Consider the following 25019-nt stretch of genomic DNA (forward strand, 5'->3'; position numbering starts at 1 on the left):
TACCAGTGCTGGATCAATCATTGCAGCTTTTATCGCTGCAGGCTATACCTCAATAGAAATTGAAAAACTGATGAATGAAGCAGAAATGGATGCCTTTCTTGATTCTAGATTTATATTAAAAGTTCCATTATTAAGATGGCTTTTATTGTATTGGAAAATGGGATTATTTAAAGGGGATTTTATGGAATATTGGATAAACCATAAACTTGCCCTTAAGGGTGTTTCCACTTTTGGAGATTTACCAGTTAATAGTTTACGTGTAGTTGCTTCAGATATTTCAAATGGGAAATTGCTGGTCTTACCTGATGACTTGCCTAAATATGGGATTGATCCTTCGACCTTTTCAATTGCCAAAGCTGTAAGGATGAGTTGTAGCATTCCATATTTCTTTGAACCAGTAAAGTTAAAAACAGCTACAAATGCAAATTTAGTTGTAGACGGTGGAGTATTAAGCAATTTTCCTATGTGGTTGTTCGATAAAGAAAATGTGAAGAAAGTTAGGCCTGTAATTGGCATCAAATTAAGTGGAGAGGATCATGATCGTCCAGTTAAAGAGATTGACAATGCGATAGAAATGTTCGGAGCCTTATTCGAAACCATGAAGGATGCACATGATTCAAGATATATATCACGAAAACATGAAAAGAATATCATTTTCATTCCGATGAAAGGAGTGATGGCTACCGAGTTTCAATTAACAGATGAAAAAAAAGCGATGCTGATACAAAGAGGTAGGGAATATGCAGAAGTCTTTTTAAAGAAATGGTCCTATTAACGAAAAAAAAATCGGACATTAAAAAAATGCCCGATTTTTCTTTTTGCCTTTTTTACCTTCTATAACAGTCAAATGTGTTTCTGATTTTGTCTTAGTTTTAACTTTTTTCGCTTTTTGTGCGAGAGAGAAGCTTGCAACTTTATTTGTTTTTTTATCACTATCACGTTGTTTCAGTCGTTTTTTTGAATTTCTTACAGCTTTAGAATAAGCCTTCTGATCTCTTTTGTTCGGATGATCCTTTGTCAATCGTTTTACGATAAAAACAACCACACCCAATACAATTGCAAAGATAAGCATACTCTTTAGAGCCCCTATTGGGTCAGTAAACAATCTACTCCCAATGCCGATTATCCCTAATACGATTAAACCGTATACAATCAATGTAACTGGACGAATCAACAAAGCCACCTCCTTAAGAGAATCATAAGCAAAGCTCAATATATTAATCTCAACGATAATCCTACGTTTTTCGAGTTTCTAGTAAGTTTAACCAAATTTCTATTTTTTTACACAATCTCTTCTTCGTTTAAACCTTTTTTTGCTTCTTTTTCAATATCTAGAAGCTTTTCGAATGAGGCAATTGCTACTTCCACTTGATCATCAGAAGGTTGTTTTGTCGTCAATAGCTGAAGCCATAATCCAGGATATCCAAGATATTTTAAGACAGGTACATCACGAAGTTTATTCGTCAATTGAAGGACTTCAAAGGAAATCCCCAACACTACAGGGATTAGCGCAAGTCTGTTAACTACACGTAACCATAGTGGGTCAGTAGGAACTAACATATATACGAAGAATCCTACGATAACCGTAAATAGTATAAAACTACTGCCACAACGGTAGTGCAGTCTGGATTGTGCCTGAACATTTTTTACATTCAAGGCCAACCCATTTTCATATGCATTAATAACCATATGCTCTGCACCGTGGTATTGAAACACCCTTCTTATTAAAGGTGTAAGAGAAACGAAATAAATATATGCCAATAAAAGGATTAATTTAAACAAACTCTCGATAAAAATTTGGGATAAGTCACTGCTGAAAATCGGTTTTGTTAAATTTGCAAGAAATACAGGTATTAAGGTGAAAAGAAATTTCCCAAACAAAAATGAGATGACTCCGATTGCCGCAACACCTAAAATCATTGAAAGTTTAGATGTTTCTTGTTCTTGAATCTGTTCGTCTTCAGTTGGATCTACATCAAAACGCTCTGTTGAAAATGTTAAATGTTTAGAACCATTGGCACTCGCTTCAATGATTGCAACGATGCCTCTTAAAAAAGGAACCTTTTTTAAGGAGGATAATGTTTTTGAACTTTGTCTTGGTAGTTCATAATATTCTATGCTGCCGTCTTTCCTTCTAATCGCGGTAACGGTATGTTGTTTTCCGCCGAACATTACCCCTTCGACAACTGCTTGACCACCATATACAGGCTTTGTTTCCTTACTCATTCCTACACCAACCTATGCTGTTATTCACTGCAACTTTTCTATAGCTTTCTTTTTTCTAGCTGAAAAAAATCCTGCATAAGAGCTGCTGTGTCTCTTATTCCATATTTTACAGAAAGCCTATAGAGTTGTCACTTAGCAGTCTGAATATATTCTGGTTACAAATAGGAATAATAAAGGAGGGAGGTGCCAATATGGACAAACAAGAATTGAATAAAGAAAATGGCATACAGAGTAATCAAGATGATAGAAAAAACATCAAAACGGAACAAGATCACTCCGAAAAACCGAATTCTGCATTATTTAATGCAATCTTAATAGGTTTTTTTGGAGGATTATTATTTAGTGCGATTGGTCAATTTACGTATTACTTTAATTTTTCAGAATTAGGCCCGAAAATCATTGTGCCTTCATGGGTTTCTGAAAATATCAGTAAAGGTTGGGTAAGTGCACTAGTTTCATTTCTTATTATAGGAGTAATTTCAATTATTGTTGCATTAGTATATTATGTAACACTTCGAAAGGTGAATACAATATTTGCAGGAGTAGGATTTGGAGTGGCGATTTGGGCAGTGGTCTTCTTTGCAATAAATCCATTCCTAGATAAAATGGACAAAGTTGGAAAAATGGAGACGAATACTCTTATTACTACGTTTTGTTTATATCTATTATATGGAGCTTTCATAGGTTACAGTATTTCCTATGACGAATATGAGAGGAATTTTTATAGTAAGAAACAACAAAATCAAAATAAGGATCAGTCCTCTTAGGGATAGGTTGATTGAAAAAAGTAGTAAGAATTTTTGAGTATATGATAGAATATTAGTATTGGCGTATGCTTTATTAACCAAGGATTAGGTGAAGCAAATGGGGAAATTCATGTTAATAAATGGTCCTAATCTAAACATGCTTGGCAAAAGAGAACCCAATCATTATGGACACAAATCTCTATTGGACATTGAAAATGAAGTAAAAGAACTCGCATCTTCACTCGGTCATGATGTGGAATGTATGCAATCCAACCATGAGGGTGTTATTATCGATCAATTACATAAGGGTGGAATTGAAGGTTATCATGGAATAGTATTAAATCCTGGAGCTTTTACCCATTATAGCTATGCGATTCGTGATGCAATTTCGAGTATAACTACACCAGTTATTGAGGTGCATTTATCAAATGTCCATGCCAGGGAAAGTTTTCGCCATACCTCTGTAACTGCAGCTGTTACAAAAGGACAAATTGTCGGATTAGGGGATTATGGTTATCAGCTTGCAATATTAGCATTAGATAGGATGATAAGGGGGATTCATTAATGGAGAAATTGGAGAGACTACGCGCTTCATTAGAAAACGCAAATGTAGATGGTATTTTAATAACAAGTAAGCATAATCGAAGATACATAACTGGTTTTTCAGGTTCTTCTGGTGTCGTTTTAATTTCTGCAAACGAAGCAAAATTCATTACTGATTTTCGATATGTAGAACAGGCTGAAGAACAATGTAGAGGATTTGAAATCGTCCAACATACTGCTGCTATCCATGAAGAAGTGGCGCATCAAGCAAAATCTATGGGGATGAAGCGTCTTGCTTTCGAACAGGACCATGTTACGTTCGCTACATACAATCAATATAATTCAGCTTTTGAGGGCGAACTTGTTCCCTTATCAGGTGCAATTGAGAAGTTGCGCTTGATTAAGACACCATCAGAGATTAAGATATTAAAGGAAGCTGCCCAGATTGCAGATGCAGCGTTTACGCATATTCTTGGTTATATTAAACCAGGACTGACTGAGCTTGAGGTTTCCAATGAGCTTGAGTTCTTTATGAGGAAGCAAGGAGCAACATCTTCATCATTTGATATCATTGTAGCTTCAGGACATCGTTCTGCTCTTCCGCACGGAGTAGCAAGTGATAAAGTTATTGAAACAGGTGATTTCGTAACATTAGATTTCGGAGCATATTACAATGGATATGTTTCAGACATTACTCGTACAGTTGCAGTAGGTGCACCTTCAGATGAACTAAAAAAGATTTATGATATCGTCTTAGAGGCACAATTACGTGGAATGGCTGGTATTAAACCAGGGATGACAGGTAAAGAAGCGGATGCATTGACACGTAATTTGATTGAGGAAAAAGGCTATGGTAAGTATTTTGGTCACTCTACTGGTCACGGAATCGGACTAGAGGTGCATGAAGGGCCAGCACTTTCATTTAAGAGTGATACAGTGCTTGAACCTGGCATGATTGTAACGGTAGAGCCAGGAATATATGTGCCTAGTTTGGGTGGAGTCCGAATCGAGGATGACACGATCATTACGGCTGAAGGCAATGAATCACTTACTTATTCAACAAAAGAACTCATTATACTGTAAAAGCTTTGGGAGGATTTTAACATGATTTCTGTAAATGATTTTCGTACTGGATTAACAATCGAAGTAGACAACGGGATTTGGCAAGTATTAGACTTCCAACACGTTAAACCTGGTAAAGGTGCGGCATTCGTACGTTCTAAACTGCGTAATTTAAGAACAGGTGCTGTAAATGAAAAAACATTCCGTGCTGGTGAAAAAGTAGCAAAAGCACACATTGAAAACCGTAAAATGCAATATCTGTATGCAAGCGGTGACAACCATGTATTCATGGACAGTGAAAGCTATGAGCAAATTGAATTAGCATCTACTCAAATCGAGCGCGAATTGAAATTCTTAAAAGAAAACATGGAAGTTTATATCATGACGTACCAAAATGAAACACTTGGTGTTGAGCTTCCTAACACGGTTGTTTTAGAAGTTACAGAGACAGAGCCAGGCATCAAAGGCGACACTTCTTCTGGTGGTTCTAAAAACGCGATGGTAGAAACTGGATTAAACGTCCAAGTTCCTTTCTTCGTTAACCAAGGCGATAAACTAATCATCAACACAACTGATGGTTCTTACGTTTCTCGTGCATAATAGATAATAGAAAAGACTGCTATCTTAGGTTTAATATCCTAGAGGTAGCAGTCTTTTTCTTTGTCTGTTTTTTATAATGTAATTTTCCTTTTTATCCCCCTATAATAACGATCTAATTTAGTTAAAAAATAATTCTGTACTAGCCTCTCATTTATTCAACCCTTCAAAGAGCATCTCCAGAATAGCACTTGAAAAGTTTCAAACCTACTTTAAATCTTCTATTAGTAATATTGTGTAATCCTCGACCATACAAATAAATTAATAGACAGGCTGTTTGGAGGCGTGATGCATGGAAAGTATTTTGTCTATTTTGCCTAGACGATTAGCTGAACCCATCCGGCTTTTACCTGAATCCGTCCAAAATAAGTTAGAGGAAATACGGATTCGAATTGGGAGACCGATTGAAATTGGAGTGGCTGGGAAGCCAAGCTTTCTATCTTTGATTGTCAATGAGGAAGATGCTCATCAATTATTGAACAATGTGAGTCAATTTTCTTTCTATACAATTGAAGAAGAACTTAGGCGTGGATATATAACGATTCAAGGGGGCCACAGAATCGGACTAGCTGGGAAAGTGATTCTTGACCAAGGTCACGTGAAATCGATTCGAGATATTTCTTCTTTCAATATTAGGATTGCAAGAGAAAAACTCGGTGTATCCGAAGGGCTGCTACCTTACTTATATAATAGCAGATGGCAAAATACACTGATTATTGGACCACCACAAACAGGGAAAACCACTCTGTTAAGAGATATTGCTAGGGTTTTATCATCTGGTATCCCTTCTATGGACCTGCCTCCTGTTAAGGTTGGAATCGTAGACGAACGTTCAGAATTAGCGGGATGTGTACATGGAGTACCCCAATTAAGTTTTGGACCGAGAATTGATGTGCTCGATAGTTGTCCTAAAGCTGAGGGAATGATGATGTTAATTCGCTCGATGTCTCCAGAAATCATTATTGCAGATGAAATAGGCAGGCCAGAAGATACTGAAGCTGTACTTGATGCCGCCAATGCAGGGATCACTTTGATGGTTACAACGCATGGCTACTCTTTCATTGATGTGAAAAAACGTCCAACGATAAAAGATATGATTCAGTTAGATATATTTACGAGGGTTCTTGAGTTGAACAGAGATGATGAAAATGGGATAGAAATAAAAATACTGGATGGAAATGGTAATCCATTAACGAGATTAACAAAAGAAATGAGTGTGATTTAAGTGATGAAATTGGTTGGAGCAGCACTGATATTAATTGCCTCCACGTGGATTGGTTTTGAATTGTCGCGGCAATTCAGTCAACGTCCTAGACAATTGAGGCAAATGAAGACGGCCCTGCAATCATTAGAAGCCGAAATCATGTATGCTCATACCCCATTAAAAGAAGCATCTAAGAAACTATCCAAACAAATGCCCAAACCAATCAATTGGTTGTTTGATTCTTTCGCAAAAAAACTTGAACGGACTGATACTAACGTCAGTGAGGCATGGAATGATTCTTTGAATGAAATTTGGAAATGGCTTTCTTTAAAGCAGGGGGAATTCGAAATTTTATCCCAATTTGGTGCAACATTAGGCAAACATGACCGCTACCAGCAACAAAAACAAATTTTGTTGACTATGACTCACTTGGAAAGGGAAGAACAGGACGCAATTGAAAAGCAAGGAAAATATGAAAAAATGGTGAAAAGTTTAGGGTTTTTATCAGGGTTACTACTGATTATTTTATTGGTGTAAGCAATTAAGGAGGCTAATAAGTCATGGGGATTGAAGTTGGCTTAATTTTTAAAATCGCTGGTATAGGGATTGTTATTGCTTTTATAAATACTTTGCTAGAGCAAATCAATAAGAAAGAATATGCACAATGGGTCACTTTATTTGGGTTTATTTATATACTTTTTATGGTTGCAAATGTTATGGACGACCTATTCCAGAAAATTAAATCAGTTTTCCTATTCCAAGGATAGGGAGGGGTTTTCAATCGAAATTCTAAAGATTGTCGGACTCTCGTTAATAGCAACGTTTCTGGCCTTAATAGTCAAAGAACAGAAACCTAATTTTGCATTTCTTTTAGTGGTCTTTGTAGGATGTTCCATTTTTTTATTCTTAGTAGGTCAAATCCAAGAAATCATTTCAATGTTAAAAAAGATTGCCGAGAGTGCAAACGTGAATATGGTTTACTTAGAGACCATTCTTAAAATCATTGGAATTGCATACATCGCTGAGTTCGCTGCACAAGTGACGAAGGATGCCGGGCAAGGAGCAATCGCGTCCAAGATAGAATTAGCCGGAAAAATCCTGATATTAGCAATGGCTATTCCGATTCTAACCGTCATCATTGAAACGGTGATTAAAATGATACCAAGTTAGTCTAGAAGAGTATCGGAGGTGAAATTATTTTGAAGCAATGGATAATCTCTATATTGATCATAGGAACTGTACTACTTTATTTCACTTCAACCGTACAAGCCGAAAGCGAAGTAGGAAATCAAATCCAAGAACAGAATCAACAAAATCTAAATCTTCAAGAAGCACAAACTGAACTTGTAAAAGCTCAAATGGATAAACTAGGGCTTGAAGAGCTTAAAGCCTTTTGGGATGGTATAGTCACCGAATATGGAGGGTTTCTTCCGGAAAGTCAAAAAGGAAGTTTTTTTGATTTTGTAAGTGGTGAAAAACAATTCTCCTTTTCACAGTGGTTTAAAGGTATTGCGAAATTTATTTTTCATGAATTATTAGTGAATGGAAAACTTCTTGGAACCCTCATCTTATTGACGATATTCAGTATGTTTCTTCAATCCTTACAAAACTCCTTCGAAAATAGTTCCATAAGTAAAGTAGCCTACGCAATAGTATTCATGGTACTAATCATCATTGCACTTAATAGTTTTCACGTCGCAATCACATATACAAAAGAAACGATTTCGCTGATGATCTCGTTCCTACTAGCCTTAATACCCTTATTACTAGCACTTATTGCAGCATCAGGAGGAATTGTTTCGGCGGCTTTTTTTCACCCTGTTTTACTTTTTTTAATGAATACTAGTGGTGTTCTAGTTCAGAATGTTGTTTTGCCGCTGTTATTTTTAGCGGCGTTGTTAAACATAGTCAGTACATTATCGGACAACTATAAAGTAACCCAATTAGCACAGCTGTTGCGAAATTGGAGTATCGGTTTACTTGGAGTATTTATGACAGTGTTCCTGGGAGTTATCTCGGTTCAGGGGGCATCCTCAGCTGTAGCCGACGGTATCACGATCAGAACAGCGAAGTTTGTAACCGGTAATTTCATCCCTGTAATTGGTCGAATGTTTACGGATGCTGCAGATACAGTCATTAGCGCTTCGGTACTATTAAAGAACACAGTAGGTTTAGCAGGAGTTATCATCTTACTATTAATCACTACTTTTCCTGCGATAAAAATACTTGTCGTGGCTTTTGTTTATAAATTTACCGCGGCATTGTTGCAGCCCTTAGGGGGAGGGACAGTCATAAAATGTCTAGACATTATTAGCAAAAGTATGATCTACATATTTGCGGCTCTAGCAATCGTTTCATTTATGTTTTTTTTGAGTATTACCGTAATCATTGCTGCTGGCAATGTGACACTAATGGTTCGGTAGGAGGGTGACAAATGGATTTCCTAACAAATTGGATCACCAATATTATTCTGTTTGTTTTGCTTGCTACCGTGATCGATATGTTATTACCGAGCTCTAGCTTTCAAAAATATGCGAAAATGGTCATCGGTTTATTGTTAATAGCGATTATCATCACCCCCATTTTTCAACTGTTATCAAGCGATTTCGAGCAGATTTTAGAAATTACAATGGATGAACAGAATAAAGCAAAAAATAGTTTGATAGAAAATTCAACAGAATTTAAGAAAAAAGAAATACAAGCCCAAATGGATGCATATATTTTAGAACAGATGGCTGTCCAACTTAGGACAGGAGTGGAAGAGGAGTTGATGGATGAGTTCAAAATGCAAATTAAATCGGTCGAATTACAATTGTTAGAAACAGACGAACCAAAACTTCCAGATGATTTACACACTGTTTCCATTACGCTTGCTTCCGGTGAAACTCAACAAATAGATGCAATAGAGACTGTTACGACGGTAGATATTGATACTAGTCGATCAGTCCAAGAGCCGACTGATGAATGGAACGATATTAAAGTGTTCCTTGCATCTAAATGGGGCATTGAAGAAAATCAGATTCAAATTGAAGGGGAAAGGAGGGACGGTAAAAAGTGAAAAATGAAAAAGGACCTCTTTCCTGGCTTCAAAGCCTGTTTATTAAAAAGAAAGAAGAGGGAGACCGTCCTGAACAAGAGAAGAAGCCATCCTTGCACTTATATGTGTTAGTAGTACTGGTAGTAGGTGCCGCATTTATGATGGCTAGTAATTTTATTACGAAAAGTAGTGATGATTCATCTCAAAGTTCATTACCGGTTTTTAAAGAAGAGCAATCCAAAGACGTAGAGGTATTTGGACATAGTGGTCAGAAAGCTGATCAAACCATAGCAGATTATGAGAGATCCTATGAAAACCAAATTAAAGAGGCTTTAGAAACCATTGCTGGTGTGGAGGATGTAACGGTTGTGGTAAATGTTGATTCATCTGAACGTAAGGTATATGAAAAGAATTTGGTAACCCAAAAACAGGTTACAGACGAAACCGATCGTGAGGGTGGAAAAAGAGTCGTAGAAGACTCCTCCAAGGATGAAAAACTGGTCATAATCAGAAATGGTGAAAAAGAAGTACCGCTTGTCCAAGAAACAAAAAAACCAAATATTAGAGGTGTCCTTGTTGTTGCAAAAGGCGCAGATAATATTCAAATCAAAAAATGGATAGTCGAAGCAGTGACAAGGGCCTTGGATGTTCCTAGCCATCGTGTTGCTGTAATGCCGAAAAAATAGGGAGGAATTTTAGATGTTATTAAAAAAGCAAACGGTTTGGTTATTAACAATGTTGAGTTTGGTAGTTGTTCTATCGGTTTATTATGTTACGACTCCAGAGAAGACCTCGACAAACATGACGGCATCTGAACAAAAAGAAAGTGCTAAAAAAGAGGTAGCAAAAACAACTACAGATAAAGAAGGGCAATCAAAAGCAGTTGTAACACCTACAAATGATGAAACGTTTGAAGTAGCTCGTATGGAAATTACAGATCAACGTAATAAGCTTATGGAAGAATTAACGGTGCTTATGGCAAATACAGACCTAACTAATGAAGAACGAAACGAGGCATATGAAACTGTAAAACAATTAAGCGAGTTAAATACAAAAGAAGGAATCTTAGAATCTCTAATCATATCCATGGGCTTCGATGCAGCTCTAGTAAGAGCGGATGGAAATAATGTAAGTGTAACTGTAAAGGCAGACAAACTTTCCCAAAGTAAAGCTAATGATATTATCCGACTTGTTAGTGGAGAAATGGAAGGCGTTCAGAACGTAGCCGTGGAGTTCCATCCTAAGAAGTAAGAAAGTATTCAAAAAACCTTGTCAAAGTGACAAGGTTTTTTGAACTTATTAAGAGTTTTTCACCTCAGATTGATCATACAAATGAATAATGTTTTCCAAGGAATTATGTGCATCTTCTACTGATTTTAGAAGGTAACTATTTTGTAGACTTTGGGAATGCGTATTCGAAGCTAATTCTTCTAATTGTGCACTTGCTTCTTCGATAATAGCACTATATTCATTGACTGAATGACTTACGTTCTTGGAAATTCCATCGATAGATTGAATAACAAGATGTGAGCCTTGTATTTTTTCTTTTAATGAAACGATATGCTTGTAAATTTCATGGAAGGCTGCTTTTGATTCCTGGGCTAACAAAACATTTTGATGAATAATTGCTGTTGCCTCGTGGATTCTTTCGTTCGTTTCTTCTGTTTCTTCCTTCACGGATTCAAGGTTGCTTGAAATTAGGTTAGCAGTTTGACTAGTAATTTCAGCTAATTTTCTTACCTCTTCAGCAACTACAGCAAATCCTTTTCCGCTCTCCCCTGCACGAGCTGCTTCAATAGAAGCATTCAATGCCAATAAGTTGGTCTGTTGGGAAATCTGTTGAATGTTTTTAACATATGTTACTGCTTCTAATACTTCACTCTCTAATACTTCAGTTCTTTCAACGATTTGTTTATTTAATATGGAATATTGTTCCAGTTGTCTTTCTAATGATTCAATAATAGATTGACCAGTGAAGCTAGCTTTTTCTGTTTCTTCTGAATCACTTAATAGATGCATCGATAATTCGGACAACCGTCCTACCATTTTGATTGTTTGCATGAAAGCTTCATTTATATCCTGGATGGAGTCTGCTTGAATTTGTACCCCAGAGGAAAGTTCGTTTATTGCAAGGGCCATCTCGTTCGCTGATGCATGATTCTCGTAGCTTTTTGACTTTACGATGGACATCATATTATTTAACACCATCGTATTTTCTTTTAATACTTTACTTGTTTCTTGATCCTTTTTTAATAAGTGTTCTGTTTCTTGCTGAATTTCTGTTAGGCTACTTGCCATTTTATTAGAAATGGAGAGCTGAAAACTAAGTAAAATACTAACTAGAGTATGTAAAAGGAAAATGGTCACATAATTTTTAGGTTCAAGAGGCAATGTGTCATGATGGAAATATACAAATAATCCTAATACTATTAATCCTGATATAAAACCGAGCAGTAATATGAATTTATCCATATATATGGCAGTGGTAGCTATAATAAAGTAAACCAGCACCATTGCAGTGGGAGATACACTATTTTCCATAATGATAAAAATAACTGCTGATACGAGCAAAGCTGCTAAATATGGTATGATGTGAATCCATCGGCGTGTGTAATGGAGGAATGCGATCATTCCTACTCCTATGATACCTCCAATGACAATAGACAGGATTACAGCCAAATCTTTTTTCATAATAATGTCTACTACAGTTGCCAATATAACAGAAACTAGAGTAGCTTTAACCACAAGGCTGTTCTTTTGGACTAGATTATCCCTTTTTACTTGTTCTACCTTACTCAAAAATACCCCACCTTTTTAATGACTAAAAACCATTCTATCTACTAATCATTACTATAATAATATATTAGTCCTATTACTATAGTTTCGATAAGGAGATTTGTTTTTCCTTTCAGAATATTCACAAATGTATTATAAAATATTAAAATGATTTATTATAGATATATCTGGAGAGGATTAGGTTGAATTTTCACTAGATATTATCGTATGATATTAGTATCTAGTACTAATTTTCTTTAGAAAGTACTGTTGAAAAAAGTTTCACCGTTCTAATAATGGATAGATTGTGGAAACTATTAACTCAAATCAAGACCAATTAACCTACAAACACGCGAACAGGGGTGCAAGGTAATGTTAAAGGTACAAGAAATTAGAGAACTTATTAAGTTAGTCGATCACTCAAATATTGATGAATTTGAATTTGAACAAGAAGGCACTAAAATCAAAATGAAAAAGGCAGGCGCTGATCAAGTCGGTGTGATGGTTGCTTCTCAGCCAGTAATGGAAAAGCAAGTCGCTGTCCAGGCTCCAGTTGTTCAACAAGCACCTAAAGCAGAAAGTGTTGTTGTAAATGAAGTTCCAGTTAAAGAAGAACCGAAAGCTGTTAATGAAAACTTACATAAAATTGTTTCACCTATGGTTGGTACATTCTATCAGTCACCATCTCCTGATACGGATGCATACGTTAAGGTTGGAAGTAAAGTAAATAAGGATACAGTAGTATGTATCGTCGAGGCTATGAAGCTATTCAATGAAATAGAATCAGAAGTTGCAGGAGAAATCGTGGAAGTATTAGTGAAAGACGGTCAATTGGTTGAATACGGTCAGCCTTTATTTTTGGTAAAAGCTTAAGTGAGGAGCGAAACGCAAATGATCAAAAAACTGTTAGTAGCAAACAGAGGGGAGATTGCAGTACGTGTCATCCGTGCTTGTAAAGAGCTTGGAATCGAAACAGTAGCTGTCTTTTCAGAAGCGGATCGAGATGCCCTCCATGTTCAATTGGCTGATGAAGCGTATTGTATTGGACCGAAAACATCTAAGGAAAGTTATTTGAACTTCACTAATATTATAAGCACGGCGAAATTGACCGGATCGGATGCGATACATCCTGGTTACGGATTTTTAGCTGAAAATGCAGATTTCGCTGAACTTTGTAGAGAATGTTCCATCACTTTTGTAGGACCTAATCCAGAAGCGATTTCTAAAATGGGAACTAAGGACGTAGCAAGAGAAACAATGCGTGAAGCAGGGGTCCCTATCGTTCCAGGTTCAAAAGGAATTGTAAAGGATATTGAAGAAGCTCTAGCATTAGCTGAAAAAATTCATTATCCAGTCATCATCAAAGCAACTGCTGGTGGCGGTGGAAAAGGAATTAGGGTAGCACGTACGAAGGAAGAGTTGATCAAGGGTATCCAAATGACTCAGCAGGAAGCAATGACTGCTTTTGGTAATCCTGGAGTTTATATTGAAAAGTTCATCGAAGATTTTCGACATGTTGAAATCCAAGTGATGGCTGATAACTATGGGAACACAATCCACCTTGGAGAACGTGATTGTACAATTCAACGTAGAATGCAAAAACTTCTTGAGGAAACTCCATCACCAGCGATTGATGGTGAGATCCGTAAAGAAATGGGAGAAGCCGCAGTAAAAGCTGCCTTAGCGGTTGAATATACTGGAGCAGGTACGGTTGAGTTCATTTACGACTATAAAGAACGTAAATTCTATTTCATGGAAATGAATACTCGTATTCAAGTAGAGCATCCAGTTACTGAGATGGTTACAGGTGTTGACTTGATTAAGGAACAAATAAGAGTTGCATCAGGAGAAAAACTTTGTTTAACTCAAGATGAAGTAACTTTTAATGGTTGGGCGATAGAATGTAGAATTAACGCCGAAAACCCAGAGAAAAACTTTATGCCGTCACCAGGGAAAATCAATATGTATCTTCCACCAGGTGGTTATGGTGTAAGGATTGATTCTGCTGCATATCCAGGGTATTCGATCCCTCCATACTATGATTCTATGATTGCAAAAGTAATCACCTATGGAAAGACACGTGAAGAAGCGATTGATCGCATGAAACGTGCCTTAGGAGAATTTGTGGTAGAAGGCATCCATACAACGATACCTTTTCACTTGAAGTTACTTCAGCATGAGAGGTTTGTAGAAGGTGAATTTAATACAAAGTTCCTCGAATTGTATGATGTTATGAATTCATAATTGTATTTGGGAGGTACCGTAAATGGCTGAAAATAATATGTTAGAAATGGCAAGTAATCATGACGGATTAGGTAAAGTGGAAATTGCTCCTGAAGTTATAGAAGTAATAGCAGGGATTGCTGCCTCAGAAGTAGAAGGCGTTGCTCAAATGCGTGGTAATTTCGCAACTGGTGTTGTAGAAAGATTAGGAAAGAAAAACCACGGTAAGGGTGTTAAAGTCGAACTTACTGAAGAAAGTATCAAAGTTGATGTTTACTGTGTAATGAAATTTGGTGTTTCTATTCCAAAGGTGGCTCAAGAAGTTCAAGACAACATTCGTCAAGCACTATTGAACATGACTGCCTTAGAAGCGGATGAAGTGAATGTACACGTAGTAGGTATTCAATTCGAAAACGCAAAACAAGAAGTGGAAATAGATTCGGAATTATAAAAAAAGGCTCAAAAGGTCATCAAAGACTTTTTGGGCTTTTTTGCACTTTAGTAAAGAATAAATAGGTAGCAAAGAAGTATGTTGACGTAGTGAACAATTTTAGGAATAAAGCATAAGAGTAACTAGGCTATCGCCAGCTAAGGCTGGATTTAGCCAGATATTCTAACCTTTGACTTTGACACTGTTTGATTTTAAGCAAGTATATTGCCTGCTATCATTACGTGATATTAGTGAGTAGTTGAAGTTCGTTTCCATTAGCATTACAATAAGATGATGCTTCCCCATTCATGATGAAATGAGATTATATGTTGATAAAATAGGTAAGAGTAAAGCGGGGTTCCCACTCTCTCTTGACTTCGTTTTCTCTTAATATCCGGAAATTGACATATAAAATTGATTATTTATATAAAAAAATAATTAAAAATTGAAATTTTATGAACGTTACAAAAGGATATTCCGTTAAATGTTCGTTTATGATATCATAACATTGTTAGTGAATTATCATCATCAGGGGAAAGAGTAGTATAAAAGGAGTTATATGATGAAGCGTAGAGAAGCAAGAGAAAAGGCTTTGCAAGCTCTTTTCCAAATTGATTTAGCAAAAGCCGAAATAGATGAAGCAATCACTAGTGTGCTTGATGATTCAAGATCTGATGAGTATTTCGAATTCCTTGTGAAAGGAACAGTCGAAAAGCAGACCGAAATTGATGCGTTACTAAAGGAAAACCTTGAAAAATGGAAGATTGAGCGTTTAGCAAATGTGGATCGCAACATTTTACGCGTGGCAGTTTTCGAAATGATGGAAGTAAACGATACGCCTATCAATGTTGTTTTGGATGAAGCGATTGAGATTGCAAAACTATATGGTGATGATCAATCTCCTAAATTTATCAATGCTGTTTTATCAAAGGTTAAGACTGCTCTAAACAAATAAGAAAAGTTGGGCGTTTTTTAAAAGCGAGAGAGAGGGAGTATATGATGTCTGCAAAAATTATTGATGGTACAAGCATTGCTCAGGAAGTTCGCCAAGAAATCGCGGAAGAGGTTAAGAAGCTAAGGGATCAAAACATTGTTCCAGGTTTGGCTGTGATTTTAGTTGGGAACAACCAGGCTTCAAGAAGATATGTAACGATGAAGACTAAAGCTTGTAAGGATTTAGGGATGCATTCAGTCTTGATAGAGTTTCCTGAAGAACTGACTCAGGAAGAATTGCTTCTAAAAATAGAGGAGTTAAATCATGATGATGCCATCCATGGTATTTTAGTGCAACTACCTCTACCTTCACAAATTGATGAAATCGCTGTAATCGATGCTATTTCTCCTGAAAAAGATGTAGACGGATTCCATCCAATCAATATTGGGAAAATGATGACTGGCCAAGATACTTTCTATCCATGCACTCCTTATGGTGTTATGGTGATGCTTGAAAAGATTGGTTTCAATCCTGAAGGCAAGCATGCGGTTATTGTTGGTCGTAGCAATATTGTTGGGAAACCACAAGGTCAATTGTTGTTAAATCAAAATGCTACGGTTACTTACTGTCATTCCAAAACACAAGATCTTGAAGCATTTACGAAAAATGCCGACTTATTAGTTGTAGCAGTTGGGAAAAGGAATGTTATCCGACGTGAGCATGTAAAGCCAGGAGCAGTCGTTATCGATGTTGGAATGAATACAGATGATAATGGCAAGCTTTGTGGTGATGTTGACTTCGAAGGTGTAAAAGAAATCGCTTCTTACATCACCCCAGTTCCAAAAGGGGTTGGTCCTATGACCATTACTATGCTTTTATTCAATACTTTAAAATCTGCAAAGAACATATACTCACTTAAACTTGATACTTTAACGTGCTGATAAACAGATTTTCTGTAATGTATAAGCCCACTTGTTTATAATGAACAAGTGGGCTTTTATATAGACCTTCTTTTCGTGATACGATAAGTAGTAAAGCACTAGGTAAAAGGAGTTTTTTTTATTGGGCATACAACAATATTTGACAATTACTGCATTGACTAAATATATCAAAAGAAAATTTGATGTGGATCATCATTTGCAGGATGTTTATGTAAAAGGAGAAATATCCAATTTCAAAAGACATTCTAGCGGTCATATGTATTTCACTTTAAAAGACGAAAAAAGCAGATTATTAGCAGTTATGTTTCATCATCATAATTCTTCATTGGTTTTCCAGCCAGAGAACGGTATGAATGTTTTAGTCAGAGGTGAAATATCAGTCTTTGAACAAAGTGGCCAATACCAAATCTATGTAAAAGAAATGAATACGGATGGTATCGGCGATTTATTTGTTCGGTTTGAACAACTGAAAAAAAAATTATCTGATGAAGGATTATTTTCTCAACAATATAAAAAGCCAATTCCAAAATTCCCAAGAGCGATTGGAATCATCACTTCACCAACAGGAGCTGCCATTCGTGATGTATTAACTACAATCGAACGTAGATACCCATTAGTGAAGGCTATTGTAATCCCTGCATTAGTCCAAGGGCCTAATGCTCCTGACTCCATTTGTAAAGCGATTGAAAAAGCTAATGCCAGGGAAGATTTAGATGTATTGATTGTTGGTCGCGGTGGTGGCTCCATCGAAGAATTATGGGCTTTTAACGAAGAGAAAGTGGCAAAAGCAATCTTTCAATCAGATATTCCAATCATATCAGCAGTTGGTCATGAAACGGATACAACGATTGCGGATATGGTGGCTGATATAAGAGCTGCCACTCCAACCGGTGCTGCTGAAATGGCGGTTCCATCCAAAGAAGAACTCTTAAATCGAATTCAAGTCCTGCAAAAAAGAAATAGAATGATCATGAACAAACTATTTGTCCAAGCCCAATCGAAAGTCCTTCAATTGGAAAAATCGTATGCCTTTCGATATCCAAAAAAACTGTATGAGCAGAAGTTAGAACAGTTAGATAAAGAAGTAGAACGGTTAATAAAAGGGAGTACAAGGTATTTTCAACAGCAAAATGAGCAGTTTGAAACTCTTAAAGCTACTCTTAAGCGTCATCATCCACTTGCATCCGTTGAAACTGCCAAACAAAATGTTGAAACATTAGGTAAAAATTTAGATAAGTATTTTAAATCGATAACCACATCTAAAGAAAAAGATTTAATCCATATTGTAAGTAGGCTATCCACGCTTAATCCACTGAGCATAATGGCAAGAGGATATAGTGTTGTTTTTAAGCAAAATGAAGAATTAATCAAAAGTAAATCACAAGTTTCAAAAGGTGATACAATCGAAGTGGTCCTTAAAGATGGAAAACTTGAGTGTGAGGTCATGGATATTAAGGAGAGTGTAATATATGAATAAAGAAAAAAAATTAACGTTTGAAGAAGCATTAAAAGAGCTAGAAACGATCGTAGATCATCTAGAAGAAGGAGATGTACCTCTAGAAGAAGCAATTGCCATATATAAAAAAGGAATGGATTTATCTAAGCTTTGTCACCAAAAACTTGAATCTGTCCAAAAGCAATTGGTTGAAATAATGAATGAAGATGGTGAATTACAGCCATTTGTCATGAAAGAGGAGTGAAAGTCATGGTTTTTTCTTCTTTTTCTAATTTTGCAAACCATTGTAAAAAAACAGTGGATCAGGAATTGCTGAATTTTGTTAATGAACTTTCAATTCCCAAGACTTTGAAAGAAGCCATGATCTATTCTCTTGAAGCAGGGGGAAAAAGAATTCGTCCTTTATTATTATTTGCAGTCTTGGCTTCTTTCCAGAAGGATTTAAAACTCGGGATTCCAGCTGCATGTGCTATTGAAATGATTCATACCTATTCATTAATACACGATGATTTGCCTAGCATGGATAATGATGATTTGAGAAGAGGTAAACCGACCAATCATATCGTTTTTGGTGAAGCGATGGCAATCCTCGCAGGAGATGCTTTATTAACCCAAAGCTTTGAGATTTTATCGAAAAATGATAGCGCTCTTACATCAGAAATTCAAATCAAACTTATTCAATTAATTTCTAACTCAGCTGGTGCATCGGGCATGGTTGGTGGACAAGTTGCTGATATGGAAGGTGAAAATAAACAGCTTACCTTAGAAGAATTACGTTATATCCATAAGCATAAAACCGGCCAGCTTCTTGTTGCTTCAGTTATGGCTGGGGCTATTCTAGCGGGGGCTTCCGACGTACAAGTCTATCACTTAAAACGGTTTGCTGAGCATGTAGGACTAGCTTTTCAAATAAAGGATGACATCCTAGATATAGAAGGGCTGGAAGAATTAATAGGTAAAAAGGTCGGCAGTGATATCGCTAATCAAAAAAGTACTTATCCATCGTTATTAGGTTTGGAAGGTGCTAAGGAAATGCTTGTGAGTGAAGTATTATCAGCAAAAGATCATATTACAAATACTGGTCTGAATGCTCCATTACTTCATTCGTTAGTCGATTTAATTGCAGAGCGTGATCATTAAAAGGCATGGTTTGAGAAGAAATCCATTATATGTTATATTAATAAATAAATTTCCCTTTAGGCTTGCAATAAAGCAAGCCTTTTAGTTTAGTTTACTCTATCAAACTAATGTAATAAACATATAAACCCAATTACTAAAAACTTCTTACATATTAAGAAAAATAGAAAGTGAGTGATCCTATTGGATCTTCTGTCGATAAAAGACCCGCGCTTTTTAAAGGACATGAATATAGAACAACTAGAAAAATTAAGTGAGGAAGTTCGCCAGTTCCTTATTGAAAAGTTATCCGTAACAGGGGGTCATATCGGTCCAAATCTTGGTGTTGTAGAGCTGACAATCGCTTTACATAAAGTATTTACAAGTCCAAGAGATAAAATTATTTGGGATGTTGGACATCAATCTTATGTTCATAAAATTCTGACTGGCCGTGCATGCGAATTTGATACACTTCGCCAATATAAAGGGTTGTGCGGATTTCCTAAACGGAACGAAAGCGAACATGACGTATGGGAAACCGGTCATAGTTCAACCTCTTTATCTGCTGCCATGGGAATGGCCATTTCAAGAGATTTAAAAAATGAAAAGAGCTATGTTTTGCCTGTCATCGGAGATGGTGCCTTAACGGGGGGAATGGCATTAGAAGCTCTGAATCATATTGGCCATGAAAAGAAAGATATGATTGTCATATTGAATGATAATGAAATGTCGATTGCGCCTAATGTTGGAGCCTTGCATAATGTCCTTGGTCAACTGAGGACTGCAGGGAAATACAATTGGGTGAAGGATGAACTTGAGTACTTGTTGAAGAAAATTCCAGCTGTAGGAGGAAAACTAGCTTCAACTGCTGAACGTGTAAAGGATAGTTTGAAATACCTATTTGTCTCTGGAATGTTTTTTGAAGAATTAGGTTTTACCTACCTAGGGCCTGTTGATGGACATAATTATGAAGACTTGCTTGAAAATCTTCATTATGCAAAGAAAACATCAGGTCCTGTACTTTTACATGTAATTACGAAAAAAGGAAAAGGTTATCACCCTGCTGAATCGGACAAAACAGGTACATGGCACGGTACCGGTCCATACAAGATTGAAACAGGTGATTTTGTTAAACCGAAACAAGCACCTCCAGCATGGAGCTCATTGGTAAGTGAAACCGTGAGAAAGCTTGCGCGTGAAGATGACCGAATCGTAGCTATAACACCTGCTATGCCAGTTGGATCGAAATTAGAAGGGTTTGCATCTGAATTTCCAGATCGTATGTTTGATGTAGGTATTGCTGAACAGCATGCTACAACAGTTGCAGCAGGAATTGCAACCCAAAATATGAAACCATTCCTTGCAATATATTCCACATTCCTGCAAAGGGCATATGATCAAGTTGTTCATGATATCTGTAGGCAAAACTTAAATGTATTTATAGGTATTGATCGTGCAGGTCTTGTAGGAGCAGATGGAGAAACGCATCAGGGTGTATTTGATATTGCCTTCTTGCGACATCTTCCTAACCTTGTTCTTATGATGCCTAAAGACGAAAATGAAGGACAACATATGGTCAACACAGCTGTTAATTATGATGATGGACCTATCGCACTGCGCTTTCCAAGAGGTAATGGTTATGGCGTAAAAATGGATGAAAAATTAATACAAATTCCTATTGGTACATGGGAAGTGCTAAAAGAAGGTACTGACGCTGTCATTCTAACTTTTGGAACAACCATTCCGATGTGTATGGAAGCCGCAGAGCTCCTTGAAAAACAAGGGGTTTCAGTCAGAGTTGTTAATGCACGATTTATTAAGCCGATGGATGTAGAGATGTTAAAATCAATTTTTGCTGAAGGACTTCCGATATTAACTGTTGAAGAGGCTTGCCTACAAGGTGGTTTTGGAAGTGGTGTCTTAGAACATGCTGAAGAAATGGGAGTATATGGTCATCCGATTAGAAGAATGGGAATTCCTGACCGTTTCATTGAACATGGCAATGTAGACCAACTTTTAGAAGAAATTGATCTAACATCTAAAGCAATTAGTGAAAAAATTACAGCTATGGTTCCAAAGAAAAAACAACAAAGGGCATAATTCAATGAAAGTAAAAAAGGAACGAATTGATATATTACTTGTTGAGCAAGGTCTTGCTGAAACAAGAGAAAAAGCTAAAAGAGCTATAATGGCTGGTTTAGTTTATTGTAACGAAGAGCGCTTAGATAAACCGGGAGAAAAAATCCCGGCTGACTCCATCCTTACTGTAAAAGGACAAGTGATGCCTTATGTGTCTAGAGGTGGATTTAAGCTTGAGAAAGCATTAAAAGAATTCGACCTAATGGTAGATGGCAAAGTACTATTAGATATTGGTGCTTCAACTGGTGGATTCACTGATTGTGCATTGCAAAATGGTGCGAAAATGTCTTATGCATTAGACGTGGGATATAACCAGTTGGCATGGAAATTACGACAAGACGAACGTGTAGTTGTAATGGAACGGACAAATTTCAGATATGTTACTCCTGCGGACTTGGCTGGAGAAATGCCTAATTTTGCAAGCATCGATGTTTCTTTTATTTCCTTGACCTTAATTCTCCCTGTATTGAAGACATTACTAGTCCCAAATAGTGATGTGGTAGCCCTCATCAAACCGCAATTTGAAGCGGGTAGGGATCAAGTAGGGAAAAAGGGGATTGTCAGGGATAAAAAAGTTCACCGGCAGGTTATTGATAAAATCATCACTTTCTCTGTCGGGTTGGGGTATGATGTGAAAAATCTTTCTTTCTCCCCTATTACGGGTGGAGATGGCAATATAGAATTCTTAGTTCACCTTTCATGGACAGGCGATAAAGAACAAGGTGCCGTTTTAATACCAGCTTCTATTGAGGAAGTTGTAGATAGCGCCCATGCCCAATTAAAAAAAGAGACAAGCGAAACATAACATTGTAGTAGGCCTGATTCTAATTAGAATCAGGCCTTTTTCATAATAACAGAATTTATATAGTTGGTTTGATGTATGAAGGGGAAGCGTCCAAATTCCCCATTTTTTCGTGTCTTGGAGGACAAGTGAATCCAAAGTTCTACAGGAGCGTATATGTTAAAAGTACAAAATTTCGGAATTCCATTAAAACCAAAAAATATTTTGATTTATGCATACTGTTGATTGAAGCGAATGAGGGAAAACGGCTTGGGTTAACCCCAAATCAAAATAGAATGAGCAGGGATTACCCGGATTTTCTTATCACTCCGATATTAATTTTATCTTTGATTACTTCATAAAATAACCGGAATATGACGTTTAAGGTTGAATCTTGTATAATTACGTATACAAGGTATGAAAAAAAGGGTATCATTTTATGCGAAACAAGATAATTTTTCTTCAAACATGCCATATTTAGAGGTGCTTAATGAACAAGGGACAACGCCATATTAAAATACGTGAAATTATTGCAAATAACGATATTGAAACACAGGATGATTTAGTGGATGAACTGAAGAATGCGGGCTTTAACGTTACGCAGGCAACCGTCTCACGTGACATTAAGGAACTGCATCTTGTGAAAGTACCATTAATGGACGGTAGATACAAATATAGTCTACCTGCTGATCAAAGATTTAATCCACTGCAAAAGTTAAAGAGATCCTTAATTGATGCATTTATTCGTATTGATTATGCAAGTCATTTATTAGTTATGAAAACATTGCCAGGAAACGCACAAGCGATTGGAGCTTTGATTGATAATTTAGATTGGGAAGAAATCCTTGGGACAATCTGTGGCGACGATACGTGCTTGATCATTTGTAGGACACCCGAGGACACACAAATCATTTCACAACGTTTCCTAGACATGCTCTAAAAAATAGAGGTGATATAATTTGCTAATTGAGCTATCGATCAAAAATTTTGCTATCATTGAGGCCCTTTCCATTTCTTTTAGGAAGGGTTTAACTGTATTGACTGGTGAAACAGGTGCCGGAAAATCCATTATCATTGATGCCATCAATTTGTTAGCTGGTGGACGTGGTTCATCAGAATTTGTCCGTCATGGAGAAGAAAAAGCTGAATTAGAGGGACTCTTCTCAATTGATGAATCGAAACATCAGGTAAAAGATAAAGCGGATGAGTTTGGCATAGATATATCAGAAGGAATGATCGTCTTACGTCGAGATATTTCAGAGTCAGGAAAAAGTATTTGTCGTATAAACGGAAAATTAGTTACACTCTCCATTTTACGTGAAATTGGACGATCGCTTATTGATATTCATGGCCAACATGAACACCAAGAGTTAATGGCCAATAGTTTCCATTTGCCACTTTTAGACCAATTTGGAGCAGAGAAAATCACAGATGCGCTACAAGATTATCAAATGTTGTACCGGAATTATGATGAACTGAAAAAGCAATGGGAAAATTTGAATCAAAATGAACAACAAATGGCCCATAGATTGGATTTAATTAAATTTCAAGTGGAAGAAATAAAAAAAGCAGACTTGAAATTAAATGAAGATGATGAACTTCTTGAAGAAAAAAAGAAAATTAATAATTTTGAACGGATTTATGAGGGGTTGACTACTGCCTATCAATCTTTACGGGGTGATCAACGTGCGATGGATTGGCTTGCAAGAGCTATGGAAGAGCTCGACGAGGCAGCGGCACTTGACCCTAATTATAAAAGTTCTTCTGAGCAGGTTTCAAATAGCTTCTACATATTAGAAGAGGTTGCGTCAACTATACGTTCCAATCTAGATCTTTTGGAATATGATCCGGAGCGTCTAGAAATGATTGAAAGCCGATTAAATGAATTAAACGGCTTAAAAAGAAAATATGGGAAAAGTATTGAGGATATTTTGGCCTATTTCCATAAAATAGAAAGTGAAATGGAAACCATTCAAAACCGTGAAGTGCATGTTAGTCAACTAGAAAAACAAATTTCAGTAGTGAAAAGCGATTTATTGTTTAAAGCAGCTACTTTATCGAAGCTAAGACAGTCATTTGCAGATAATTTGACGACATATATCCATCAAGAATTAAAAGAGCTATATATGGAAAAGACCGTTTTTGAGGTTCGCTTCTTGCAAAAGGGAAGTGATAAGAATGAAGACAACATCCAAATCAGAAAAAATGGTTTAGATGAAGTGGAGTTTTTTCTTTCAACCAATCCTGGTGAACCATTGAAACCTTTGTCCAAAGTAGCCTCAGGTGGTGAGCTTTCGCGTATCATGCTCGCTTTAAAAAATATATTCTCGAAACATCAAGGTATTACGTCCATTATTTTTGACGAAGTAGATACTGGTGTCAGTGGAAGAGTCGCTCAGTCAATAGGAGAGAAGATCTACCGAGTTGCTGTTGATTCGCAAGTCCTGTGTATTTCTCATTTGCCACAGGTTGCCGCACTTGCGGACACGCATCTATTCATATCTAAAGAAATGGAAAAGGGTAGAACTAGAACAAGTGTTAAGGCTTTAAATGAAGATGAACAAATTAAAGAAATCGGTCGGATGATTTCTGGTGTAGAAATAACTGAATTGACAAAACAACATGCTAAGGAACTTCTTGAGCAAGCGGGATTGCTCAAAGAGCGTTTTGCCAACCTATCCGTTTAAAAGTATAATCCACCAAATCAAATTTATACTAACAGATTAAATGAAATGCTATCCAAAAACGGATAGCTTTTATTTGTTTCTAGGGTTATAAATGAGGTTTTGAAAGGCAAGATTAAAAGTGT

General features: G+C 36.7%; 28 protein-coding genes. 25 read left to right on the forward strand and 3 right to left on the reverse strand.

What is annotated here, in order from left to right; translation table 11 throughout:
- Positions 1-775, forward strand: a 775-nt coding sequence (locus tag DBX25_RS10905; protein WP_240620246.1) for a patatin-like phospholipase family protein, incomplete at its 5' end; no start/stop codon positions are given.
- Between the two features lie 18 nt (positions 776-793).
- On the opposite strand, the gene DBX25_RS10910 is transcribed toward DBX25_RS10905, so the two are convergent.
- Both DBX25_RS10910 and DBX25_RS10915 read right to left on the reverse strand, forming a co-directional pair.
- Positions 794-1174 carry an SA1362 family protein gene (locus DBX25_RS10910; protein ID WP_108670826.1) on the reverse strand — a complete coding sequence of 127 codons (381 nt, stop codon included), beginning with the start codon at positions 1172-1174 and terminating at the stop codon, positions 794-796.
- Positions 1175-1281: 107 nt separating this feature from the next.
- Positions 1282-2226 carry a DUF1385 domain-containing protein gene (locus DBX25_RS10915; protein WP_108670827.1) on the reverse strand — a complete coding sequence of 315 codons (945 nt, stop codon included), beginning with the start codon at positions 2224-2226 and terminating at the stop codon, positions 1282-1284.
- A gap of 191 nt (positions 2227-2417) precedes the next feature.
- Between DBX25_RS10915 and DBX25_RS10920 the strand changes: the two genes are divergently transcribed.
- The 12 genes from DBX25_RS10920 (at position 2418) to DBX25_RS10975 (ending at position 10666) form a co-directional block, all read left to right on the forward strand.
- Positions 2418-2993, forward strand: a complete 576-nt coding sequence (locus DBX25_RS10920; RefSeq protein WP_108670828.1) for a YqhR family membrane protein — start codon at positions 2418-2420, stop codon at positions 2991-2993.
- A gap of 97 nt (positions 2994-3090) precedes the next feature.
- The gene (gene aroQ / locus DBX25_RS10925) at positions 3091-3537 is read left to right on the forward strand and encodes a type II 3-dehydroquinate dehydratase (protein ID WP_108670829.1); all 447 of its coding nucleotides are present in this window, start codon (positions 3091-3093) and stop codon (positions 3535-3537) included.
- Positions 3537-4598: a M24 family metallopeptidase gene (locus DBX25_RS10930; RefSeq protein ID WP_108670830.1), complete on the forward strand. Its 1062-nt coding sequence runs from the start codon at positions 3537-3539 to the stop codon at positions 4596-4598. The genes aroQ and DBX25_RS10930 overlap by 1 nt, the downstream gene beginning before the upstream one ends.
- 21 nt (positions 4599-4619) lie before the next feature.
- A complete protein-coding gene (gene efp / locus DBX25_RS10935; protein ID WP_108670831.1) occupies positions 4620-5177 on the forward strand; it encodes an elongation factor P in 558 nt (185 codons plus the stop codon).
- 289 nt (positions 5178-5466) lie between these two features.
- Positions 5467-6399 carry a stage III sporulation protein AA gene (gene spoIIIAA / locus DBX25_RS10940; protein WP_108670832.1) on the forward strand — a complete coding sequence of 311 codons (933 nt, stop codon included), beginning with the start codon at positions 5467-5469 and terminating at the stop codon, positions 6397-6399.
- Complete coding sequence (spoIIIAB, locus tag DBX25_RS10945; RefSeq protein ID WP_108670833.1) at positions 6400-6915, forward strand: stage III sporulation protein SpoIIIAB; 516 nt, start codon at positions 6400-6402, stop codon at positions 6913-6915.
- Positions 6916-6938: 23 nt separating this feature from the next.
- Positions 6939-7145, forward strand: coding sequence for a stage III sporulation protein AC (gene spoIIIAC, locus DBX25_RS10950; protein ID WP_108670834.1), 207 nt, complete (start codon positions 6939-6941; stop codon positions 7143-7145).
- Positions 7146-7158: 13 nt separating this feature from the next.
- Entirely contained in the window at positions 7159-7548 is a 390-nt protein-coding gene (gene spoIIIAD / locus DBX25_RS10955; RefSeq protein ID WP_240620253.1) for a stage III sporulation protein AD, read from the forward strand.
- 29 nt (positions 7549-7577) lie between these two features.
- A complete protein-coding gene (spoIIIAE, locus tag DBX25_RS10960) occupies positions 7578-8801 on the forward strand; it encodes a stage III sporulation protein AE (RefSeq protein ID WP_240620247.1) in 1224 nt (407 codons plus the stop codon).
- A gap of 11 nt (positions 8802-8812) precedes the next feature.
- The gene (gene spoIIIAF / locus DBX25_RS10965) at positions 8813-9436 is read left to right on the forward strand and encodes a stage III sporulation protein AF (RefSeq protein WP_108670836.1); all 624 of its coding nucleotides are present in this window, start codon (positions 8813-8815) and stop codon (positions 9434-9436) included.
- Entirely contained in the window at positions 9433-10101 is a 669-nt protein-coding gene (gene spoIIIAG / locus DBX25_RS10970; RefSeq protein WP_108670837.1) for a stage III sporulation protein AG, read from the forward strand. The genes spoIIIAF and spoIIIAG overlap by 4 nt, the downstream gene beginning before the upstream one ends.
- Before the next feature lie 13 nt (positions 10102-10114).
- Positions 10115-10666 (forward strand): SpoIIIAH-like family protein, encoded by a 552-nt coding sequence (locus DBX25_RS10975; protein WP_108670838.1) that lies wholly within the window; start codon positions 10115-10117, stop codon positions 10664-10666.
- Between the two features lie 48 nt (positions 10667-10714).
- Here the strand turns inward: DBX25_RS10975 and DBX25_RS10980 are convergent, their stop codons facing one another.
- Positions 10715-12214: a methyl-accepting chemotaxis protein gene (locus tag DBX25_RS10980; RefSeq protein WP_108670839.1), complete on the reverse strand. Its 1500-nt coding sequence runs from the start codon at positions 12212-12214 to the stop codon at positions 10715-10717.
- A 348-nt stretch (positions 12215-12562) separates the two neighbouring features.
- Between DBX25_RS10980 and accB the strand changes: the two genes are divergently transcribed.
- From accB to recN, 12 genes are all read left to right on the forward strand, one after another.
- On the forward strand, positions 12563-13063 hold the full coding sequence (gene accB / locus DBX25_RS10985; protein ID WP_108670840.1) for an acetyl-CoA carboxylase biotin carboxyl carrier protein: 501 nt from the start codon (positions 12563-12565) through the stop codon (positions 13061-13063).
- Between the two features lie 18 nt (positions 13064-13081).
- Complete coding sequence (gene accC / locus DBX25_RS10990; protein ID WP_108670841.1) at positions 13082-14434, forward strand: acetyl-CoA carboxylase biotin carboxylase subunit; 1353 nt, start codon at positions 13082-13084, stop codon at positions 14432-14434.
- 22 nt (positions 14435-14456) lie between these two features.
- A complete protein-coding gene (locus tag DBX25_RS10995) occupies positions 14457-14864 on the forward strand; it encodes an Asp23/Gls24 family envelope stress response protein (protein ID WP_108670842.1) in 408 nt (135 codons plus the stop codon).
- Positions 14865-15405: 541 nt separating this feature from the next.
- On the forward strand, positions 15406-15798 hold the full coding sequence (gene nusB / locus DBX25_RS11000; protein ID WP_108670843.1) for a transcription antitermination factor NusB: 393 nt from the start codon (positions 15406-15408) through the stop codon (positions 15796-15798).
- Between the two features lie 44 nt (positions 15799-15842).
- Positions 15843-16718 (forward strand): bifunctional methylenetetrahydrofolate dehydrogenase/methenyltetrahydrofolate cyclohydrolase FolD, encoded by an 876-nt coding sequence (folD, locus tag DBX25_RS11005; RefSeq protein ID WP_108670844.1) that lies wholly within the window; start codon positions 15843-15845, stop codon positions 16716-16718.
- Between the two features lie 121 nt (positions 16719-16839).
- Positions 16840-18195 carry an exodeoxyribonuclease VII large subunit gene (gene xseA, locus DBX25_RS11010; protein WP_108670845.1) on the forward strand — a complete coding sequence of 452 codons (1356 nt, stop codon included), beginning with the start codon at positions 16840-16842 and terminating at the stop codon, positions 18193-18195.
- Entirely contained in the window at positions 18188-18418 is a 231-nt protein-coding gene (locus tag DBX25_RS11015; RefSeq protein ID WP_108670846.1) for an exodeoxyribonuclease VII small subunit, read from the forward strand. Before xseA ends, DBX25_RS11015 begins: the two co-directional genes overlap by 8 nt.
- A gap of 5 nt (positions 18419-18423) precedes the next feature.
- The gene (locus tag DBX25_RS11020) at positions 18424-19314 is read left to right on the forward strand and encodes a polyprenyl synthetase family protein (RefSeq protein WP_108670847.1); all 891 of its coding nucleotides are present in this window, start codon (positions 18424-18426) and stop codon (positions 19312-19314) included.
- A gap of 180 nt (positions 19315-19494) precedes the next feature.
- Positions 19495-21390: a 1-deoxy-D-xylulose-5-phosphate synthase gene (dxs, locus tag DBX25_RS11025; protein WP_108670848.1), complete on the forward strand. Its 1896-nt coding sequence runs from the start codon at positions 19495-19497 to the stop codon at positions 21388-21390.
- Positions 21391-21394: 4 nt separating this feature from the next.
- A complete protein-coding gene (locus DBX25_RS11030) occupies positions 21395-22234 on the forward strand; it encodes a TlyA family RNA methyltransferase (RefSeq protein WP_108670849.1) in 840 nt (279 codons plus the stop codon).
- A gap of 466 nt (positions 22235-22700) precedes the next feature.
- The gene (gene ahrC / locus DBX25_RS11035) at positions 22701-23150 is read left to right on the forward strand and encodes a transcriptional regulator AhrC/ArgR (protein ID WP_108670850.1); all 450 of its coding nucleotides are present in this window, start codon (positions 22701-22703) and stop codon (positions 23148-23150) included.
- Positions 23151-23169: 19 nt separating this feature from the next.
- Positions 23170-24897 (forward strand): DNA repair protein RecN, encoded by a 1728-nt coding sequence (recN, locus tag DBX25_RS11040; RefSeq protein ID WP_108670851.1) that lies wholly within the window; start codon positions 23170-23172, stop codon positions 24895-24897.
- Positions 24898-25019 lie beyond the last annotated feature (122 nt).

Origin of the sequence: Peribacillus acanthi, from assembly GCF_003073175.1 — a bacterium.
GTDB lineage: Bacteria > Bacillota > Bacilli > Bacillales > DSM-1321 > Bacillus_BN > Bacillus_BN acanthi.

Excerpts from the sequence above, each read along its gene's own strand:
- DBX25_RS10995 (WP_108670842.1), top strand. The coding sequence starts at position 14,457 with ATGGCTGAAAATAATATGTTAGAAATGGCAAGTAATCATGACGGATTA.
- DBX25_RS11015 (WP_108670846.1), top strand. The coding sequence starts at position 18,188 with ATGAATAAAGAAAAAAAATTAACGTTTGAAGAAGCATTAAAAGAGCTA.
- DBX25_RS10975 (WP_108670838.1), top strand. The coding sequence starts at position 10,115 with ATGTTATTAAAAAAGCAAACGGTTTGGTTATTAACAATGTTGAGTTTG.
- DBX25_RS10915 (WP_108670827.1), bottom strand. The coding sequence starts at position 2,226 with ATGAGTAAGGAAACAAAGCCTGTATATGGTGGTCAAGCAGTTGTCGAA.
- DBX25_RS10930 (WP_108670830.1), top strand. The coding sequence starts at position 3,537 with ATGGAGAAATTGGAGAGACTACGCGCTTCATTAGAAAACGCAAATGTA.
- DBX25_RS10920 (WP_108670828.1), top strand. The coding sequence starts at position 2,418 with ATGGACAAACAAGAATTGAATAAAGAAAATGGCATACAGAGTAATCAA.
- accB (WP_108670840.1), top strand. The coding sequence starts at position 12,563 with ATGTTAAAGGTACAAGAAATTAGAGAACTTATTAAGTTAGTCGATCAC.
- nusB (WP_108670843.1), top strand. The coding sequence starts at position 15,406 with ATGAAGCGTAGAGAAGCAAGAGAAAAGGCTTTGCAAGCTCTTTTCCAA.
- spoIIIAA (WP_108670832.1), top strand. The coding sequence starts at position 5,467 with ATGGAAAGTATTTTGTCTATTTTGCCTAGACGATTAGCTGAACCCATC.
- spoIIIAF (WP_108670836.1), top strand. The coding sequence starts at position 8,813 with ATGGATTTCCTAACAAATTGGATCACCAATATTATTCTGTTTGTTTTG.
- ahrC (WP_108670850.1), top strand. The coding sequence starts at position 22,701 with ATGAACAAGGGACAACGCCATATTAAAATACGTGAAATTATTGCAAAT.
- DBX25_RS11030 (WP_108670849.1), top strand. The coding sequence starts at position 21,395 with ATGAAAGTAAAAAAGGAACGAATTGATATATTACTTGTTGAGCAAGGT.
- folD (WP_108670844.1), top strand. The coding sequence starts at position 15,843 with ATGTCTGCAAAAATTATTGATGGTACAAGCATTGCTCAGGAAGTTCGC.
- aroQ (WP_108670829.1), top strand. The coding sequence starts at position 3,091 with ATGGGGAAATTCATGTTAATAAATGGTCCTAATCTAAACATGCTTGGC.
- accC (WP_108670841.1), top strand. The coding sequence starts at position 13,082 with ATGATCAAAAAACTGTTAGTAGCAAACAGAGGGGAGATTGCAGTACGT.
- efp (WP_108670831.1), top strand. The coding sequence starts at position 4,620 with ATGATTTCTGTAAATGATTTTCGTACTGGATTAACAATCGAAGTAGAC.
- spoIIIAC (WP_108670834.1), top strand. The coding sequence starts at position 6,939 with ATGGGGATTGAAGTTGGCTTAATTTTTAAAATCGCTGGTATAGGGATT.
- DBX25_RS11020 (WP_108670847.1), top strand. The coding sequence starts at position 18,424 with ATGGTTTTTTCTTCTTTTTCTAATTTTGCAAACCATTGTAAAAAAACA.